The sequence below is a fragment of the Bacillus silvicola genome, from assembly GCF_050524305.1.
Taxonomy (GTDB): Bacteria; Bacillota; Bacilli; order Bacillales; family Bacillaceae_G; genus Bacillus_A; species Bacillus_A cereus_AT.
Genome location: NZ_JBNGVC010000012.1, coordinates 1,287,058 through 1,304,447 on the forward strand (window position 1 = coordinate 1,287,058; position 17,390 = coordinate 1,304,447).

A 17,390-nucleotide genomic window follows, 5' to 3' on the forward strand; every position below is an offset into this window, starting at 1 on the left:
GAGAAGCCTTTTTTAGGCTTCTCCTTTTATTTTGAAATGGATACAATGTCCAAACGGATCCTCGGCCTGTAATACTCCATCTTTATACGTAGCAAACACGCCAATATATTTTAAACTTTCACATACTTGCTCTTTTTGTTTTTCATCTGCTAATACAATAGTGAAATATTTCAAGCCGACGGAATTTGGCATTTGTGGTGGTATATCTTCACCTTGCCATGTATTTAAACCGATATGATGATGATAACCACCTGCTGATACGAACAACGCTCCATTTCGAGCTGGGATTGTTACATCAAAACCAAGACCGTCAACATAGAAACGTTTCGCTTCTTCTAAGTCAGCTACATGTAAATGAATATGCCCCATCACAGTACCAGCTGGGAATCCATTCCATGTACTGCCTTGCTGTAATAATCCTTCGCCGTCTAACGGGTTACTAACAAATGGTAGCTCTCCATTTTCATCATGCCAAACTTCTTTTTGGCGATCATGATAAATTTCAATCCCGTTTCCATCTGGATCAGCTAAATAAAGAGCTTCACTAAAGTAATGGTCAGCCCCACCATGTAATGGGTGTACTCTCTCAACAAAATGACGAAGAATATTTGCTAAGTCTTGTCTGTTTGGTAATAAAATTGCATAGTGATATAAACCAGTTCGACCTCTTTGCTTCGGAAGAGCGTCTTCCTTTTCTTCTATGATGAGAAGTGGCTCATTTTCCTCATTACCAAACGTAACGATTGTACTTTTTTCTTCCAATACCTTCATACGCAATACTTCTGTATAAAACTCTAGCGATTTCTTTAAATTTGATACATATAAATGAACAACCCCAAGTGTTGTTTCGGGATGAAGTTGAAAGCCCATTTTGTTATACCCCCATTTTAATTAATTCTTCTTTAACATTTTCTCTTTTAAGAAATTATCTACAAAACCATCAGCTTTCGCAACAAATAAGTATGCACCCATCGCTAATAATGCAAGTTCTAACTCAAACCCAGGATTTTTCCCGTCTCCTAACAAGCCAGCTGACCATTTTACTTTCACAATCGCTCCAACCATAACAAGTGCAAATAATAAGCCAATATATCTTACACCTAAGCCTAGAATTAACAATAGACCTCCAACTAATTCAAATGTTGCTACACCGTATGCAAGTCCTCCCGGTAAACCAATGCTTGTAAACCACCCTGCAATATTGTCAATTCCTGATTGGAATTTTGTTAAACCGTGCATAAAGAACGTTACCCCTAACACGATACGAATAATTAAGTTACCAATATGTTGATTCATTTCTTTCTCTCCTTTATAGTTTTCTTATACAAAACTTTTATTTACATTACAAAACATACACTAATTATTTTTATTCGTCAATTCATTTTTCATGAGAAAAAATATTTTTTTTTTGCTATGATACAAATAGTTGTTTACAAAAAAGGAGCATGATTTTATGAATATCGGTTCTGCAATTCGTGAAATTCGTCAACGTAGAGGTATTACGATTGCCCAAATCTGTGAAGGAACAGGTCTTTCTAAAGGCTTTATGAGTCAAGTTGAAAACAATAAAACATCACCATCTATCTCAACTTTAGAAACGATCTCTAATTTTTTAAATGTTCCCCTTCCCTATTTATTGTTAGAACAAAAAGATCGTTTGAAAATTGTAAAAAAAGAAAAACGTAAATACAGTGTTTATGGAAAAGATGAACAAAGAATTGAGCATGTTGCGGAGCAAGGTGGCCTTCGCCTAAATCTCGTAGAAATTCCTGCTGGGTTTCCAAAAGAAAACTCACCAAATGCTCATGAAGGCGAAGAGTGTCATCTTGTATTACGCGGAAAACTAGAAATTCAACATGGTGAAGATATTGCAATTGTAGAAGAAGGTGATTCTTTCTCCTGGAATGCATGCGTTCCTCATATTGTTCGTAATATAGGTGAAGAGTCTGCGTTATTACTTATCTCTAGTCATGCGGAAAATCGAAAACGCGTTTACTAATTGACAAAAAAAGAAGCCTGTTTCGTAACAGGCTTCTTTTTTATCCCCTTATAATTCCATAACTTGTCCCAACTAGTACGGTCTTTTCATGTTGATTACGATATACTGACTCAATTGAAACTTTTTTATATCCTTCCATTTGTTCAATATTTGTTAAAGTTAATTCACAAGTAATCGTATCCCCTGTAAAAACTGGCCTAATAAATTCACTTACTAATTCCCTTGCTATGTAATGTAACTCTTCGCCTACTTTCGTCCCAATACTAGCCGTCAATAAACCATGAACCATTAACCTTCCATTCTCATCATATTCCATATGATGCCTACCTTTATCGCCTGTAATATTGGCAAATTCGAAAACTTCTTCCTCGGTAAATCTTCTTTCATATTTAAATACATCCCCAACTTTTACATTCATTTTTATCCCCCGTTTAATAAACTGAATTTTCTTTTATTTTATCATAAAATGAGTCTCAATTCAGTTTATATTATTAAAATAGCAATCCTTTTTCTTCACTACCTTATAAGTTTATCGGTGCCCATCCTTTTTTGCTACTTGATACCCGTAGTACGCACATGTCCCATTTCTTGATAACTCTCTTACTTCAAAACCACAACTTCTATAAAAATCAAAATTATTAGCGGCTGTATGTGCAAACCAATCACCATGAGGAAGCTTTTGCAAACAAAGAGCTACTAGTTTCTTACCTAATCCTTTCCCTCTATACTCATACTTCACAACTAAATTTACTATATTAGCAACCATGATTTGATCAGAAATTACTCTAACCATCGCGACCATCTCTTCTTCATCCCAAATTGTGAAAGCCCATGTTGAATTTTCAAATGCTATCGAAAATTTTTCAATTTGCCAAGAAGGGATATTATCATTACTCCAACCAGCATCTTCAAATAATGTTTTAATTGCATATGCTGGCACTCCATTCGTTCCTTCACGAATAATTAGTCCATTATGATAAATATACATGTAATCCCTCCTTTTATTTTTATATACCATTCTTCAAAAAGTATATTTCACCTTTAAAAAAGTGAACTTTTTCATCCAACTCTCTTAATAGAATAAACTAAGACATCAATCCCATGAAATGCAGTTGTTTTTTCATAGCTAAGTCCTGTTTTTCTAGCTACAAATATTGAAGCTGGGTGGTTCGGATTAATAAGCGAAATTAATTTATTCATTTGTAACGCTTGGAAACCGTAGTCTCGAAATGCTGCTGCTGATTCTTTCGCATACCCTTTCCCCCAATACTGAGGAAGTAGCCAATAACCAATTTCGATTTCCTCTTTTCCATCTACCTTCTGCTTAACAAGTCCTGCATGACCAATTCGTATCCCAGTTTCCTTTTCAATCATTACAAATAAACCGAGACCATTTTTATAACTTGGAAGCACCCACTCCTCCAAACTTTTTTTACATTGCATATATGTTTTTAACGTCCCATTTCCAATATAGCGCATTACTTTCTCGTTCCCCCATAACGAAGCGTAGAACTGTAAATCATCCATTGTATATTTGCGAAATTGTAGGTGATCTGTATGGAACATTTTTAAACTCCTTCCCAGCATTCTGTTCTTTATTACACGATCATATTTTGTATGTATAGTAAGTGTTACTCTCTATTATAAATGAACCAACATCAAAATATAGAATATTCACTCTTTACAAACGTAAAAAAAGCAGTAGACAAATATTGTCTACTGCATCCATATCATAACTAGCAAAAAGAAAACTACAATTGAGGGGGGTGTAGGATTTTCAAATATACTAGATACTTATCCCGTTCTAACGGGCGGTAAACTTTCCAATTATATTAAAGTGAAAAGTTTACCGCACATAAGAACTTTTACGGTTATTAAGAGAGCACCGTTAAGTACTCAAATACACGCTGTGCTTTTTCTCCACCCATTCGAGCATGTTGAAGAAGGGAAATACCATGTGGACCAGATGCACGTAATGCTTCTGGTTGTGCCACTAAAATAGCTTGTACAACTTCTAACTCTCCAAGCATAGCTGCTACGAAAATATCCATCCGAGCACCCTTTTCTAGTAAATAAAGAGCAATATCTTTACGACCTACATGTGCTGCTGCTCCTAAAGCACTTTCCCAATCTGAACCGCCCCAATTATAAGAAGCATGAAGTAAGCTAGGTGATTCGAACAAAAGCTCCTGTACCCTTTCTAGATCTCCATGAGCTGCCATAACAAATTCCCTTACTAATTCAGTGGTAATACGTTCTTCTGTTTGCATCGCTCTTCTCCTTTTTTAGAAATTCGTTTCGGTGTAAAAAATGGCTTGTCGCTTCCTTGAAAAATATCTACTTCTATGCCAAATACATGTTGAAACATTTGTTGACATAATACTTCTTCTGGTATACCGTCATACTGAATCTTGCCTTGCTTTAATACGAGTAAACGATCACTATATTGAGCCGCTTGGTTAATGTCATGTAAAACCATTATAATTGTCATACCAAACTCCTCGTTTAATCGTTTCACAAGTTCCATTACTTCCAACTGGTGAACGATATCCAAAAAGGTTGTTGGTTCATCTAATAATAAGACATTTGTACGTTGTGCTAGCGTCATCGCAATCCAAGCACGTTGTCTTTCTCCTCCTGACAAAGACTGTAAAAGACGATATTCATACCCTTCAAGATTTGTAACAGACAATGCCCAATCAACAATTTCTTCATCTTCTTTATTCAAGCGACTACTCCATGATTTATGAGGACCTCTTCCGAACTGTATTAACTCTTGCACTGTTAAATCTAATTGATGATCATGCATTTGTGGTAACATCGCTAATTGCTTCGCTACATCCGCACTCTTCATCGTATGAATATTTTCCCCATCTAAAATGATATCCCCTTCACTTTGTTTAAGTAGCCTTGCTATTAAACGAAGCAAAGTAGATTTCCCCGATCCATTCGGACCAATTAAACTAACGATTTCTCCAGCTTTAATATGTACATTCATATTTTGCATTTGAAATCTTTCGGAATGTGCGTAAAACACTTTGTTAACGGAAATCACGTCGTTTTCCTCCTCTATGAATTAAATATAAGAAGAACGGACCACCTAAGAAGGACAATAATATACCAACAGGCAATTCAATTGGATCGAACCAACTTCGAGCTATCGCATCCGCGAAAACAAGTAATATCCCTCCGCCAAGGCATGATAACGGCAGTAAATATTTATAATCATTTCCTACTAATAAACGTAACATATGTGGTACAACAAGACCGACAAATCCAATAAGTCCGGAAACACTAACCGCAATTCCAGCTAATAATGTACTTACTACTATTAAATAAAACCGACTTCTCTCCACGTTATGCCCTAATAATTTCGCCATTTCATCTCCTAGCATTAATACTCGAATATGCTTAATGCCAAAGAAAGCCAATATAATAGCGAATATTGCATAATAAATAATCATATTTAAATGTGCCCAACTTACACCACCAATGCCACCAGCTAACCACGGTAACACAGATTGTACTTTATCACTATGTAGTAACATTAATGCTGACGTTGCTGCACCAATTAATGCATTGATTGATACACCTACTAAGACGATTCTTGAAGGTGGTGCCCCTTTTTGCCATGATAAAGCATAAATAACCATCGCTGTTATGAACGCTCCTAAAAACGCCCCTAGTGGTAAAAAAGCCATATGTTGTGGGAATAAAATCATAATTATTATTGCTACAAGGCCTGCTCCTGATGAAACTCCGATAATTCCGGGGTCTGCAAGAGGGTTTCTCATTACCCCTTGCAATAACGCTCCTGATGCAGCTAAACATGTTCCTACAATAAACCCAACGAGCACTCTAGGTATACGAAGATCCCATACAATTCGATGAACTGTCGAACCTTCATCTTGTATCCCTGTTAGAATGTCTCCTAAAGAAAATGATAAACTTCCTGCAAAAAGACCATAAAAAAGACCTAGCATCGTTAATACAACTAAAGTAACTGCTGTTACCCATCTTTTTTTCGCAAAAGGATGTTCCTTTTCTCTTACTATTCCACTACTCTCCATGCTTATCATTTCCTTACATCTTGTATACTTTTATACATAAAGTCCATCGCTTCTGTCACTTTTGTTCCAGGATTTGAACCAAATAAATCTGGTGGTAAAATAACAACGCGATTTTGTTTGACTGCCTCTAAATTTTTCCACGCTTCATTTTTCATCATTTCGCCTTCAAATGCTTTTTTCACACTATTTGGATCTCCGTGTGTAATTAAATAAATTACATCTGGGTTCGCCTCAATAATGCGTTCTACACTTAGCTGTGCATATTGCGGATATTCTTTCATTTCTGGGAAACCAGCTGCAATATTTTTGCCGCCCGTTTTTTCTAAAATATCACCTGACAGAGATGTTGGTAATGCCGCTAAATAAGTGCCTGGTGCTCCATATACTAGCAATGCTTTAACGTCACTCTTTTTCTCATATTTCTTCATTTGATCATTAATTTTTTGATTAAGTTCTTTTGCTTTATCTTCTTTCTTCATCACTGTTCCATACATTTCAATACTCTTTTGAATATCTTTTACAGAATTGGCTGAAGAAATGATTACTTTTGTTCCTTGTCCTTCAACCGTTGGAATATTTTTTTGAAATCCATTATTTGCAACAAGTACGTCTGGTTTTAAGCTAGCAATTTGTTCAAAGTTTGGCTGATGTGCATTTCCAATTACTTGCGTTTTTTGCAAATCTTCTGGAAGGGGAATTTTTGCATCTGGACGACCGACGATTTTCCCTCCTAAAGCATCGATAACATTCATATCACCCATACTTAACGTTGCAAAACTTTCAGGAACTTTATTGAACGTTACCTTTCTGTTTGAGAGATCGGTAATTTCGATTTTGTCTGTTCCTTTTTCTGTTTTTGTTGCAGATGCTTTTTCGTTTTCCTTTGCACTGCAACCTATTAACAAGAAAAAAATAGATAAGATCGCTGTGAACAGTGTAATAGATTTTTTCATTCTTCCACCTCTAATTGATAATGATAATCATTCACTACTATTCTACTTTAATTGATAAGGATTATCATTGTCAATATAGAACGCATACATTTTCTACAAAAAAAACAAAAAACGCTACAAAAAGATTTCTTCTTTTCGTAGCGCCCTATTTAACAATTTTCTTCATATTCGCTCTCCTCTAATTGATCACGCATCGTTCTAACACGCTTAAAGAAGAAAAAAGCAAGAACTAAAAATACAATAATACTTCCCATCATAACAAAAGACTGTACCATACTTTTTATTCTACTTGGAATTAATAAACCGATCATTAAAAATGTACTTATAGCTAAAAGTACTTGTGCAAACCGGGTATAATCTGCTATTTTTTCTTGTAATTCTTTCATCTGCTTATCACTCCCATCCTCACTTTATCACATTCTATCAAGCTTAAAGACAAGTAAATAGAACCAATCTGGGAGATGTTTTCCAAAGTAAAAAAGAGCCGCTTACTCGCGGCTCTTTTTTATCTATTATACGCCTTTATATGCTTCCATATAGATTTCTTTCAGCTCTGAAATGAGCGGTAATTTTGGATTAGCTGTTGTACATTGATCTTCAAAAGCTCTTTCTGCTAATAATCCAACAACCCCTTCAAATTGGTCTTTAGTAACCCCTTGTCCTGCAATACTCATATTTATATTTAAGCTTTTTCCAAGCTCAATAATTGCTTGGACGAGTGATTCCACACCTTCCGCCGCCGAACTTGCTGGAAGCCCGAGCGTTCTCGCAATATGTGCATAGCGTTCATCAGCCACAAAGTGCTCATATTTTGGGAACAATGCGTGTTTTCTTGGCTTAATAGCATTATAGCGAACTACGTGCGGCATAAGAATTGCATTTGCACGCCCATGCGGAATATGGAATTCTGGTCCAATTTTATGCGCTAAACTGTGATTAATACCTAGGAAAGCATTTGCAAATGCCATCCCTGCGATTGCGGAAGCATTATGCATTTTTTCTCGTGCTTCTTCATCATTTCCATCTTTATATGCTCTCGGTAAATATTTAAATACGAGATCAATTGCTTTTAATGCTAAACCATCAGTATAGTCATTTGCCAGAACAGACACATACGCTTCAATTGCATGTGTTAATACGTCCATACCAGTATCTGCCGTCACATAAGGTGGTACTGTCATTACAAATTGCGGATCAACAATCGCTACATCTGGTGTTAATTCATAATCCGCAAGCGGGTATTTAATATTATTTTTCTTATCTGTAATAACCGCAAATGGCGTCACTTCTGATCCCGTCCCCGATGTTGTTGGAATGGCAACAAATTGCGCTTTATTCCCCAGATTCGGATACTTACATGTACGTTTTCTTATATCTAAAAACTTCTGTTTAATTCCATAGAATGTTGTTTCTGGATGCTCGTAGAATAGCCACATCCCTTTCGCTGCATCCATAGCTGAACCACCACCAAGTGCGATAATTACATCTGGTTTAAAGCTTTTCATCATTTCCGCACCTTTAAATACAGTTTCATCTGATGGATCTGGCTCGACCTCAAAGAAAACTTCAACTTTCACATCATTTGCATGTTTACGTAAATAATGTGTAACCGTATCTACATATCCGTGCTCAACCATTCCTGGATCCGTTACAATAAATGCACGTGAAATGTTAGGCATGTTTGCTAAATATGCTGTCGCATGTTTTTCAAAATAAATTTTTGGTGGCAATTTGAACCACTGCATATTCTTTTTTCTATTTGCCAACCTTTTTATATTTAATAAATGCGCCGCTGTTACGTTTTGAGAAACTGAGTTTTTCCCATACGAGCCGCAACCAAGCGTAAGTGATGGAATAAATCCATTATATATGTCACCGATTCCACCTTGTGATGAAGGGGCGTTTACAATAAGACGGCAAGCTTTCATACGTAATCCAAATTGCTTTTGTACTTCTTTATTTGTAGAATGAATGACTGCTGAATGTCCTAAACCACCGAGGTCTAACATGTCTTCGCAATATGTAAGTCCTTCTTCTAATGAATTTGCTTTTACACAAGCTAATACTGGACTCAACTTTTCACGAGATAGTGGATATGCTGCTCCGATACCTTGTATTTCAGCTACAAGCATTTTTGTATGTTCAGGTACAGTAATTCCTACTAATTCAGCAATATACTGTGCTGATTTCCCAACAATATCACTATTTACTGCACATGTATTTTCATTAATAACAAGCTTTTCTAATTTTCTTCTCTCTTCTTCTGTTACAAAGTAACAATTGTTTGCAATCATTTCTGTTTTCACATCATCATAAATTTCCTTGTCTACAATGATTGCTTGTTCTGATGCACAAATCATACCGTTATCAAATGTTTTTGATAAAATTAAATCATTAACAGCTCGTTTTATATGCGCTGATTTCTCTATATAGCATGGTACATTACCAGGACCTACACCTAGCGCTGGTTTTCCAGTGGAATAAGCTGATTTCACCATACCTGCTCCTCCAGTTGCCAAAACAAGCGCAACACCTTCATGGTTCATTAATTGTTTCGTTGCTTCTACAGAAGGTTTTTTAATCCACTGAATACAATGTTTTGGTGCCCCCGCCTTCACCGCTGCATCATATAATGTTTTCGCCGCTGCAATGGAACAGTTTTGTGCTGAAGGATGAAATGCGAAAATAATTGGATTTCTCGTTTTTATCGCGATTAATGCTTTAAACATTGTTGTCGACGTTGGATTCGTTACTGGCGTTACCCCAGCTACTACACCGACAGGTTCTGCAATTTCTATTACTTCTTCATGAGGATCTTCATGAATTATTCCTACCGTTTTATCTTTCTTTATACTATGCCAAATATATTCAGTAGCAAAAATATTTTTAATACATTTATCTTCATATACACCACGACCCGTTTCTTCAACAGCCAACTTCGCAAGCGGCATATGTTGATCAACACCTGCTAATGCCATTTCATGAACAATGTTGTCAATTTGCTCTTGTGTAAAACTTTCTAATGCTTGTAAAACCTTTTGACCGTTATTCACTAACGTATCAATCATCTCTTTTACTTCCTGCATTTCATTTACAACCTTCTCTTTGACTACCATGTAAATTCCTCCTATTCTACTACCTTGGACTAAATAAGACCCTATAGGTCGTAATAAGTCCCGATTATCGCAAAAAAATAGAGTTGCTTTCCTACATGAACCTCATCATTTGTGAAATATTTCACAAGTTTGTTCGTGAGTAACATTTCATGAACTTAATATACATGAAATTATTTCATTTGTGTATGTCTATTTTGTGAAATGTTTCACAAAATAATGTAATAAAAATGCACTGCCTATATTAGCAGTGCACTTTTATTACGCTAACGCTTGTGCTAGATCTTCAATTAGATCTTCACCGTCTTCAATACCGACAGAAATTCGAATTAATGTATCTGTAATTCCTAATTCTTTGCGACGATCTGCTGGGATTGATGCATGTGTCATTTGAGATGGGATAGAAATTAAACTTTCCACTGCTCCTAAACTTTCAGCCAGTGTAAAGTATTGTAATTTCTCAAGTACTTTATTTAATGTTTTTTCGCTATCTACATCAAATGAGATAATAGCACCAAATCCGTTCGCTTGTTCTGTTGCTAGTTCATGGTTTTGATGTGACTCAAGACCTGGGTAATATACTTTATTTACTTTTGGATGGTTATTTAAAAACTCAGCAATTGCGCGTGAATTCGTTTCATGCTCTTCCATTCGAATTCCTAATGTTTTTAAACCACGAAGCAGTAAGAAGCTATCTTGTGGGCCAAGAATACCTCCTGTTGAATTTTGTACAAAGTGAAGGTCTTCTGCTAATTGCGGGCTATTTACAACTACTAGGCCTGCAACTACGTCACTATGTCCTCCTAAATATTTCGTTGCACTATGAAGCACAATGTCTGCTCCTAAAGAAATTGGCGACTGCCAATATGGCGTCATGAATGTGTTATCAATAATTGTTAATAAATCTTTCTCTTTAGCAAGAGCAGATATTTTCTTAATATCAGTAATTTTTAGTAATGGGTTCGTTGGTGTTTCTACATAAATCGCTTTCGTATTTGGACGAATCGCTTCTACAACTTCCTCTAGATTTGTTGTATCTACAAATGTATGCTCAATACCGAAACGGTTTAATACTTTCGTAATAACACGGTACGTTCCGCCATAAACATCATCTGTTAAAATGACGTGGTCACCTTTTGAGAACAACATAATTGTCGCTGTAATAGCAGCCATTCCTGAACCAAATGCAAATCCAGCATGACCATTTTCTAATACAGCAATCATTTCTTCTAAAGCTGCACGTGTTGGGTTGCCTGTACGTGAATATTCATATCCTTGATGCTTACCAACTGCTTCTTGTTTATACGTACTTGTTTGATAGATCGGTACGTTTACAGATCCAGTTGAAGGTTCTCCTATGCGAATACCATGAATTAACTTTGTCTTTGCTCTCATTTTTTATTCCCATCCTTTGTATATGTCTTTGCTTAAATAGCGCTCACTACTATCAGGAAAAATCGTTACAATATTTGTACCTGGTGTTGCTTTCTCTGCCTCAAGTAAGCTCGCATGAAATGCTGCTCCTGAAGAGCTCCCAACGAGAAGGCCTTCTTTTTGCGCTAACTCTTTCACTCGTAAAAATGCATGTCGATCAGAAATTGTATGAATTTCATCAAAATAAGATGTTTTTAAAAATGGCGGGATGAATTCAAGACCAATCCCTTCTGTTTCATGTGAACCAGCTTTACCACCATTTAAAATAGATCCTTCTGGTTCTACAATAACCGTCTTAATATCAATGTTTTTCTCTTTTAAATAAGACGCAGTTCCCATAAACGTACCGCCAGTTCCTGCCCCTGCAACAAATATGTTAATTTCTCCATTCAATGCATCCCAAAGTTCAGGACCTAATGTTTTGAAATAAGCACGAGGGTTTGCTTCATTCGCAAACTGACTTGGAGAGTATGAATTCGGTATTTCATTTACTAATTCTTTTGCCTTTGCAATTGCGCCAGTCATTCCTTGCTCAGTCGGTGTATGCACGACCGTTGCACCTAGCGCTTTCATTAATTCTTGCTTTTCAACACTAAATTTCTCTGGTACACAAACGATGACGCGTAAATCATGTTCTAACGCTGCAAGTGCCAGTCCAATGCCAGTATTTCCAGCCGTCGGTTCAATAATTGTTCCGCCCTGGTTAACAAGCCCTTTTTCTAAGGCATCCTCGATTAACTCTCTTCCTAAACGATCCTTAACGCTTCCGCCTGGGTTGTAAAATTCAAGCTTTGCAAATAAACGGACTCCTTTCGGAAGTGAAAAACGAGTAATTTCTACGATTGGTGTATGGCCAATCAACTCATGAACTCCACGATATACATTCATCGTGTTCTCCCCCTTATTTGCCAATAAAGAAAAGGCAACTGTATGTATTTTCTTTATATGAGACAGTTGCCTTTTTGTTACATTACTTTAACTCTTCTAGTACTTTTACGATAAAGTTTGTAGAATGAAGAGCTGCTTGATCTAAAAATTGATCAAATGAAACATTTGATTCTTTACCAGCAATATCAGAAAGTGCACGAATAATAACAAACGGAACTTCATATTGGTGGCATACTTGCGCAACAGCTGCTGCTTCCATTTCTACTGCATAAAGATCTTCAAATTTATCACGAATTGCCGCAACGCGGTTCGGATCACTCATAAATGAATCGCCTGTTGCAATCATACCTTTTACAACTTGAATATTTTCTTCTGCCTGCATACATTTCTCAGCTAATGCAACTAATGCGTCATCAGCTTTAAATCCAGGCGGCATTCCTGGCACTTGACCATATTCATAGTTAAATGCTGTTACATCTACGTCATGGTGACGAACTTCTGTTGAAATAACCACATCTCCAACATTTAAAGAGTGATGGAATCCACCAGCTGAACCAGTATTAATTACTTTTTCAGGCTTATATCTTTCTAATAAAATCGTCGTTGACATCGCTGCGTTTACTTTACCAATACCAGACTTTAACAAGATTACTTCATGTCCTGCTAATAGCCCTTTCGTAAATTCACAACCTGCAACAGTTTCTGTTTCTGCTTGTTCTAGTTTGTCACGTAAAATACGTACTTCTTCTTCCATTGCTCCAATTACAGCAATTCTCAATCTAATCCCTCTTTCTATTGCTTAGTTGCCTCCATTACCCAAACGAAATGATTTAATCTCGTGAACGTTACATGGAAGCCATTGTTTTCAAAAATAGATTGCATGATAGGAATACGTGTATAGTATTCTGTTTGCAAATCGTTTGCTAACTGATGAAAACCTCTTTGTTTTGCTACTTCGACAGTTTTATCATATGCATCTTGATCTGCAAATATTGTATCAGCAAACACTATTTTACCACCTTTGTTTAGCAATTGACTATACTTCGCAATCGCTACGTCTTTTTCTTCATCTGTTAAATGATGAAATGCATAGGTGCTCACAATGGTATCAATTGAATTTGGAACTTCGAATGAAAGAAAATCACCTTCTGTAATTGAAAACTCTTGCGGCAATTTTTCTTTAGCAATAATGCGCATTTCACGTGACGGTTCTATACCGTAAACTGTACGACCAGCAAGTAATAATTTATTTGTTAAATTGCCAGTACCAACACCAAATTCTAATACGTTACCAAATGACTTGTTAACTACATCCTCTAAAATGTCCTCATAACGGGCGAAAACTTCTTTATATTGTATATCTTCACCTTGTACGAATGAGTCGTACGTATGAGCCCACTCATCAAATAAACCATTAAATTCTGTACCCATAAAAATTCCCCTTTTTCTTATCGGTTTTATCAGTATAATATGCCCTCTTTCTAAAAATGTCAATTGAAATGTACATGGCATTTCCTTCTTTTCTTTGTTACACTATAGGTGATTACATAGGAGAGGGGTCGTCTTCGTGTCATTTACCTTTGAAATGTTAGAAGATAAAGTAGAGTTTTTTGAAGCGGGAGACTTAGCTTCTTTAGAACGAAAAATTAGTGAACAAATCGATAATAATAAAGCACTTATGCTTGAGGTTCATCACATCTCGCATCAAATGGTTATGGATCCGGAAAGCAAAAGACCATATTATAGCGCGGTTGTTCATTTTAAATTAAAAAAATTACGCTAACTAAAAAAGAGAAGCTCATAAGAGCTTCTCTTTTTTAGTTTAGAGTTTGAACAAGTACTGGTTTCCAGCCTTCATTGTCTACCCAATCAATATTTACATAATATTTTTTACCTGATTGTTTATCTTGTACGTTACCGTAAGCTTTATTCTTACCGTTATTTCCGATTCTATGAATAACTAATTGCTCTACTGGAACGTCAATTGCAGCGGAAATTGCTTGATTCATCTCATTCCAATCTGCTGTACCTTTTTTAAACGTCATCGCAGGTGTTGCGCCTTGCTCTGTACCTACTGGCTTCCAAGAAGATTTCGTATAAGCATCGGTTGCCTTTGGCTGTGTTTTTTCAGCTGGTACTTTCTCGTTAGCTTTCGCTTCTTCTTCAGCTTTTTTCTGTTCTTCTTCAGCCTTTTGCTTCTCTTCTTCCTTCTTCTTAGCCTCTGCCTTCTCTTGCTCGTTCTTCTTCGTCTCTTCTTTACCTTTAGCTTTCTCAGCTTTATTCTCTTTTGTTGTTTGCTGAGCTACTTTTTTATCACTAGAAGACGCTTGCTCTTTTGTGTCAGGAACAAACAATTGATATGCTACAATAGCTACTGCTATTAATACAATAGCAATTGCAATATTTAAAACACCGTTTTGACGACGTTTTTGTTGTTTCTGTTGAAATCTAGATCCTCCTGCCATTCTTCAAACCTCCATGCAGTTTTTCATACTTGCTATTGTAACATTAAATCTAGAAAGGTTGAACATTTACAATAATATTTTCACGAAATGAAAACATTTCATAAATAATTGCAAGATTACTTTTCATTTTCTAATCTATGAATTGCTTCTACCAGTTCTGTAAAAACGGGTGTAACTACATTTTTGTTACTATCTGTTTCTATATCAACTACAACTAAAGCATATCTTGGATTTTCATATGGAAAATAACCTGCAAACCAGCGATTCACCTTTTCTCCTTTTCCTGTTTGTGCCGTTCCAGATTTTCCGGCAACGTTTAGTGGTAACGAACGGAACACTGTTCCCGTTCCTTTCTCCGCCGTTACAACAGCCCTTAATAACTCTTGTAGTTTTTTCACCGTTTCATAAGAAAGCTGTTTCCCAGTTAATTTATGATTTTCAAATGTAAAAAAGTCGGTTCCATTTTTATATACTATTTTTTTTACAGCTTTCACTTCCAACTTCTCTCCATCTCTAGCAATTGTCGCCATCATATTCGCTATAGCTAGAGGCGACACCCGTACATCTTTTTGTCCAATCATCGTTTGAGCAATGGCTTTTCTACTAACTTTATTTTCTTCACTCCTCCAAATAACAGCATTCTTTTCTTCTGGCAATTGTTCAAATTCTGGTGCATGAAATACTGAACCTTTCCAACCAACCGTCTTACTTGCCCCTAGGGCCTCTAAATACGTCTCTAACACTTCTTTATCCTTTTGTATTAGTTCATTACCTAATAGGGCAAACGTCCGATTACAGCTTCTAGCAAAGCTTTCCTTAAAGTTTAATGACCCCATCATAACTTGTGGAAGATTTTCACCATATAAATCCGTATTACAGTTAAATACACGGTTAAATCGCACCAAATTTTGATCAATTACCGCCGCTGCAACTACTGTTTTAAAAACAGATCCAGGAAAATGAGGAGTTAACATTTGATTTTCAAGTGTTGCTTTATATGCGCTCCTATCATTCATCTGTAAAGATGGCTTACTTACCATTGCTAAAACTTCACTATTTTTTATGTCTAGTAATACTAACCCACCTTTTTTTATTCCGTTTTCATTTATAATCTTTTCAGCTTGCCGTTGCAACGTTTTATGTAGCGTTGTTTGAATAGTAACTGGATAAAATGGATTTCCTGGTGAAGTGTATTTTGCCTGTTTCCCGAAAATCGGCTCTCCTTGCCGATCCACTTGATATAGTACTTTTGCCTCTCCATCAGTAAGTAAAAATTCATCAAATGATTGTTGCAATCCGGAAATACCAATTGGCGTTTGTTCCGAAAGTTTTTTCATTTCTCCATAGCGCTTTTGAAATTCCTGTTCATTCTCTCCCACATCTCCAATTAAATGATTTGCCTCTCCCGTTTGCTTCAATCGAACTTCTGCTGCTACAATGCCTAAAGTATCTAACTGATTTACCTTCTCCATCTGCTCAACCGTTAATTGAAATGGGATATTCCCCCTTTGTAATATAAATGCTTTATTCTTACTTTTCATTTGCAGTCTTATCTCTTGTCTCGACAAACCAATGATATGCGAAATTTTCTCTAACATGTCATTTTTTATTTGTAAAAATGGAAAAATAATTAGAACTGGATATTTCTCTTCACCGATTTCCTTACCATTTCGATCTGTAAAGTGCCCTCTTCCATTATCTACTGTAAGTGATTGCGTTCGTTGCGTAACACTTTTTTCAATTAAATTGATATTTTGGTCAGTAAATGATTCCGTATCTAAAATCTGTATTTGGATTAAGCGACAAAGTAGTAAAAACATTACACCCATAAAACAAATTAACACAACTGTAATTCTCCGTTTTATTTTCATAAAAAACACCTCGTCTCATGTAGTTTAGACGAGGTGTTTCATCTTTTATACAAATAAAAAAATCACCCGTTTTTACACGAGTGATTTTTACGTTATTTTACAGAGATAATCTCTACTTGCATTTCTCCACCTGGAGTTTGGATTGCTACCTTCTCACCAATTTGCTTACCTAATAAGCTTTTTGCGATTGGAGAATCGTTAGAAATTCTTCCTTCAAATGGGTCTGCTTCTGCGCTACCTACGATTGTGTAAGATTCTTCATCTCCACCTGGTAACTCTTTAAATGTTACTGTTTTACCTAATGTAACAACTGTAGATTCTTCGCCGTTATCTGTGATGATAACTGCATTACGAATCATGTTTTCTAATTGTGTAATACGTCCTTCTACGAACGCTTGCTCATCTTTCGCCGCATCATACTCAGAGTTCTCAGAAAGATCTCCGAAGCTACGTGCAATCTTAATGCGCTCTACAACCTCTTTACGTTTTACCGTTTTTAAATCCTCAAGTTCGTTCTCTAGCTTTTGCTTACCCTCTTGCGTCATTGGGTATGTTTTTTCTGTTGCCATATTTTCCACTCCTTTTATATACCAATCC

20 protein-coding genes are annotated in these 17,390 nt (G+C 36.2%); 2 read left to right on the forward strand and 18 right to left on the reverse strand.

The window, feature by feature from the left end; translation table 11 throughout:
* Positions 1-12 precede the first annotated feature (12 nt).
* Complete coding sequence (locus ACP6L7_RS18650) at positions 13-870, reverse strand: VOC family protein (RefSeq protein WP_097830619.1); 858 nt, start codon at positions 868-870, stop codon at positions 13-15.
* Between the two features lie 21 nt (positions 871-891).
* Positions 892-1,296: a DoxX family protein gene (locus tag ACP6L7_RS18655; protein WP_002145660.1), complete on the reverse strand. Its 405-nt coding sequence runs from the start codon at positions 1,294-1,296 to the stop codon at positions 892-894.
* A 157-nt stretch (positions 1,297-1,453) separates the two neighbouring features.
* On the opposite strand from ACP6L7_RS18655, the gene ACP6L7_RS18660 reads away from it, so the two are divergent.
* Positions 1,454-1,999 (forward strand): helix-turn-helix domain-containing protein, encoded by a 546-nt coding sequence (locus ACP6L7_RS18660; protein ID WP_097830618.1) that lies wholly within the window; start codon positions 1,454-1,456, stop codon positions 1,997-1,999.
* A gap of 40 nt (positions 2,000-2,039) precedes the next feature.
* On the opposite strand, the gene ACP6L7_RS18665 is transcribed toward ACP6L7_RS18660, so the two are convergent.
* From ACP6L7_RS18665 to ACP6L7_RS18725, 13 genes are all read right to left on the reverse strand, one after another.
* Positions 2,040-2,417, reverse strand: a complete 378-nt coding sequence (locus tag ACP6L7_RS18665) for a hotdog family protein (protein ID WP_071747409.1) — start codon at positions 2,415-2,417, stop codon at positions 2,040-2,042.
* Between the two features lie 111 nt (positions 2,418-2,528).
* Positions 2,529-2,987, reverse strand: coding sequence for a GNAT family N-acetyltransferase (locus tag ACP6L7_RS18670; RefSeq protein ID WP_097830617.1), 459 nt, complete (start codon positions 2,985-2,987; stop codon positions 2,529-2,531).
* Positions 2,988-3,058: 71 nt separating this feature from the next.
* Positions 3,059-3,586 carry a GNAT family N-acetyltransferase gene (locus ACP6L7_RS18675; protein WP_141533499.1) on the reverse strand — a complete coding sequence of 176 codons (528 nt, stop codon included), beginning with the start codon at positions 3,584-3,586 and terminating at the stop codon, positions 3,059-3,061.
* A 287-nt stretch (positions 3,587-3,873) separates the two neighbouring features.
* Positions 3,874-4,269: an ankyrin repeat domain-containing protein gene (locus ACP6L7_RS18680; protein ID WP_097830615.1), complete on the reverse strand. Its 396-nt coding sequence runs from the start codon at positions 4,267-4,269 to the stop codon at positions 3,874-3,876.
* Positions 4,236-5,054, reverse strand: coding sequence for an ABC transporter ATP-binding protein (locus ACP6L7_RS18685; protein WP_097830614.1), 819 nt, complete (start codon positions 5,052-5,054; stop codon positions 4,236-4,238). The genes ACP6L7_RS18680 and ACP6L7_RS18685 overlap by 34 nt, the downstream gene beginning before the upstream one ends.
* Positions 5,041-6,069: a FecCD family ABC transporter permease gene (locus tag ACP6L7_RS18690; protein ID WP_141533498.1), complete on the reverse strand. Its 1,029-nt coding sequence runs from the start codon at positions 6,067-6,069 to the stop codon at positions 5,041-5,043. The genes ACP6L7_RS18685 and ACP6L7_RS18690 overlap by 14 nt, the downstream gene beginning before the upstream one ends.
* A 5-nt stretch (positions 6,070-6,074) precedes the next feature.
* The gene (locus ACP6L7_RS18695; protein WP_097830612.1) at positions 6,075-7,022 is read right to left on the reverse strand and encodes a helical backbone metal receptor; all 948 of its coding nucleotides are present in this window, start codon (positions 7,020-7,022) and stop codon (positions 6,075-6,077) included.
* A 149-nt stretch (positions 7,023-7,171) separates the two neighbouring features.
* Complete coding sequence (locus ACP6L7_RS18700; RefSeq protein WP_097830611.1) at positions 7,172-7,408, reverse strand: YrhC family protein; 237 nt, start codon at positions 7,406-7,408, stop codon at positions 7,172-7,174.
* 126 nt (positions 7,409-7,534) lie between these two features.
* Positions 7,535-10,138, reverse strand: coding sequence for a bifunctional acetaldehyde-CoA/alcohol dehydrogenase (gene adhE / locus ACP6L7_RS18705; RefSeq protein ID WP_097830610.1), 2,604 nt, complete (start codon positions 10,136-10,138; stop codon positions 7,535-7,537).
* 258 nt (positions 10,139-10,396) lie between these two features.
* Positions 10,397-11,530, reverse strand: a complete 1,134-nt coding sequence (locus ACP6L7_RS18710) for a bifunctional cystathionine gamma-lyase/homocysteine desulfhydrase (RefSeq protein WP_097830609.1) — start codon at positions 11,528-11,530, stop codon at positions 10,397-10,399.
* Positions 11,531-11,533: 3 nt separating this feature from the next.
* Positions 11,534-12,457 (reverse strand): O-acetylserine dependent cystathionine beta-synthase, encoded by a 924-nt coding sequence (locus ACP6L7_RS18715; protein WP_097830608.1) that lies wholly within the window; start codon positions 12,455-12,457, stop codon positions 11,534-11,536.
* Positions 12,458-12,539: 82 nt separating this feature from the next.
* Positions 12,540-13,235: a 5'-methylthioadenosine/S-adenosylhomocysteine nucleosidase gene (gene mtnN, locus ACP6L7_RS18720; protein WP_001217032.1), complete on the reverse strand. Its 696-nt coding sequence runs from the start codon at positions 13,233-13,235 to the stop codon at positions 12,540-12,542.
* Between the two features lie 14 nt (positions 13,236-13,249).
* Positions 13,250-13,888 (reverse strand): class I SAM-dependent DNA methyltransferase, encoded by a 639-nt coding sequence (locus tag ACP6L7_RS18725; protein WP_097830607.1) that lies wholly within the window; start codon positions 13,886-13,888, stop codon positions 13,250-13,252.
* A 136-nt stretch (positions 13,889-14,024) separates the two neighbouring features.
* On the opposite strand from ACP6L7_RS18725, the gene ACP6L7_RS18730 reads away from it, so the two are divergent.
* Entirely contained in the window at positions 14,025-14,240 is a 216-nt protein-coding gene (locus tag ACP6L7_RS18730; RefSeq protein ID WP_000010984.1) for a YrzA family protein, read from the forward strand.
* Between the two features lie 34 nt (positions 14,241-14,274).
* Here the strand turns inward: ACP6L7_RS18730 and ACP6L7_RS18735 are convergent, their stop codons facing one another.
* The 3 genes from ACP6L7_RS18735 to greA all read right to left on the reverse strand — a co-directional run bounded on the left by ACP6L7_RS18735 (position 14,275) and on the right by greA (position 17,362).
* A complete protein-coding gene (locus ACP6L7_RS18735) occupies positions 14,275-14,922 on the reverse strand; it encodes a YrrS family protein (RefSeq protein ID WP_097830606.1) in 648 nt (215 codons plus the stop codon).
* 116 nt (positions 14,923-15,038) lie between these two features.
* Complete coding sequence (locus ACP6L7_RS18740) at positions 15,039-16,793, reverse strand: peptidoglycan D,D-transpeptidase FtsI family protein (protein WP_097830605.1); 1,755 nt, start codon at positions 16,791-16,793, stop codon at positions 15,039-15,041.
* A gap of 92 nt (positions 16,794-16,885) precedes the next feature.
* Positions 16,886-17,362 carry a transcription elongation factor GreA gene (gene greA / locus ACP6L7_RS18745; protein WP_000179964.1) on the reverse strand — a complete coding sequence of 159 codons (477 nt, stop codon included), beginning with the start codon at positions 17,360-17,362 and terminating at the stop codon, positions 16,886-16,888.
* Positions 17,363-17,390: the final 28 nt, after the last annotated feature.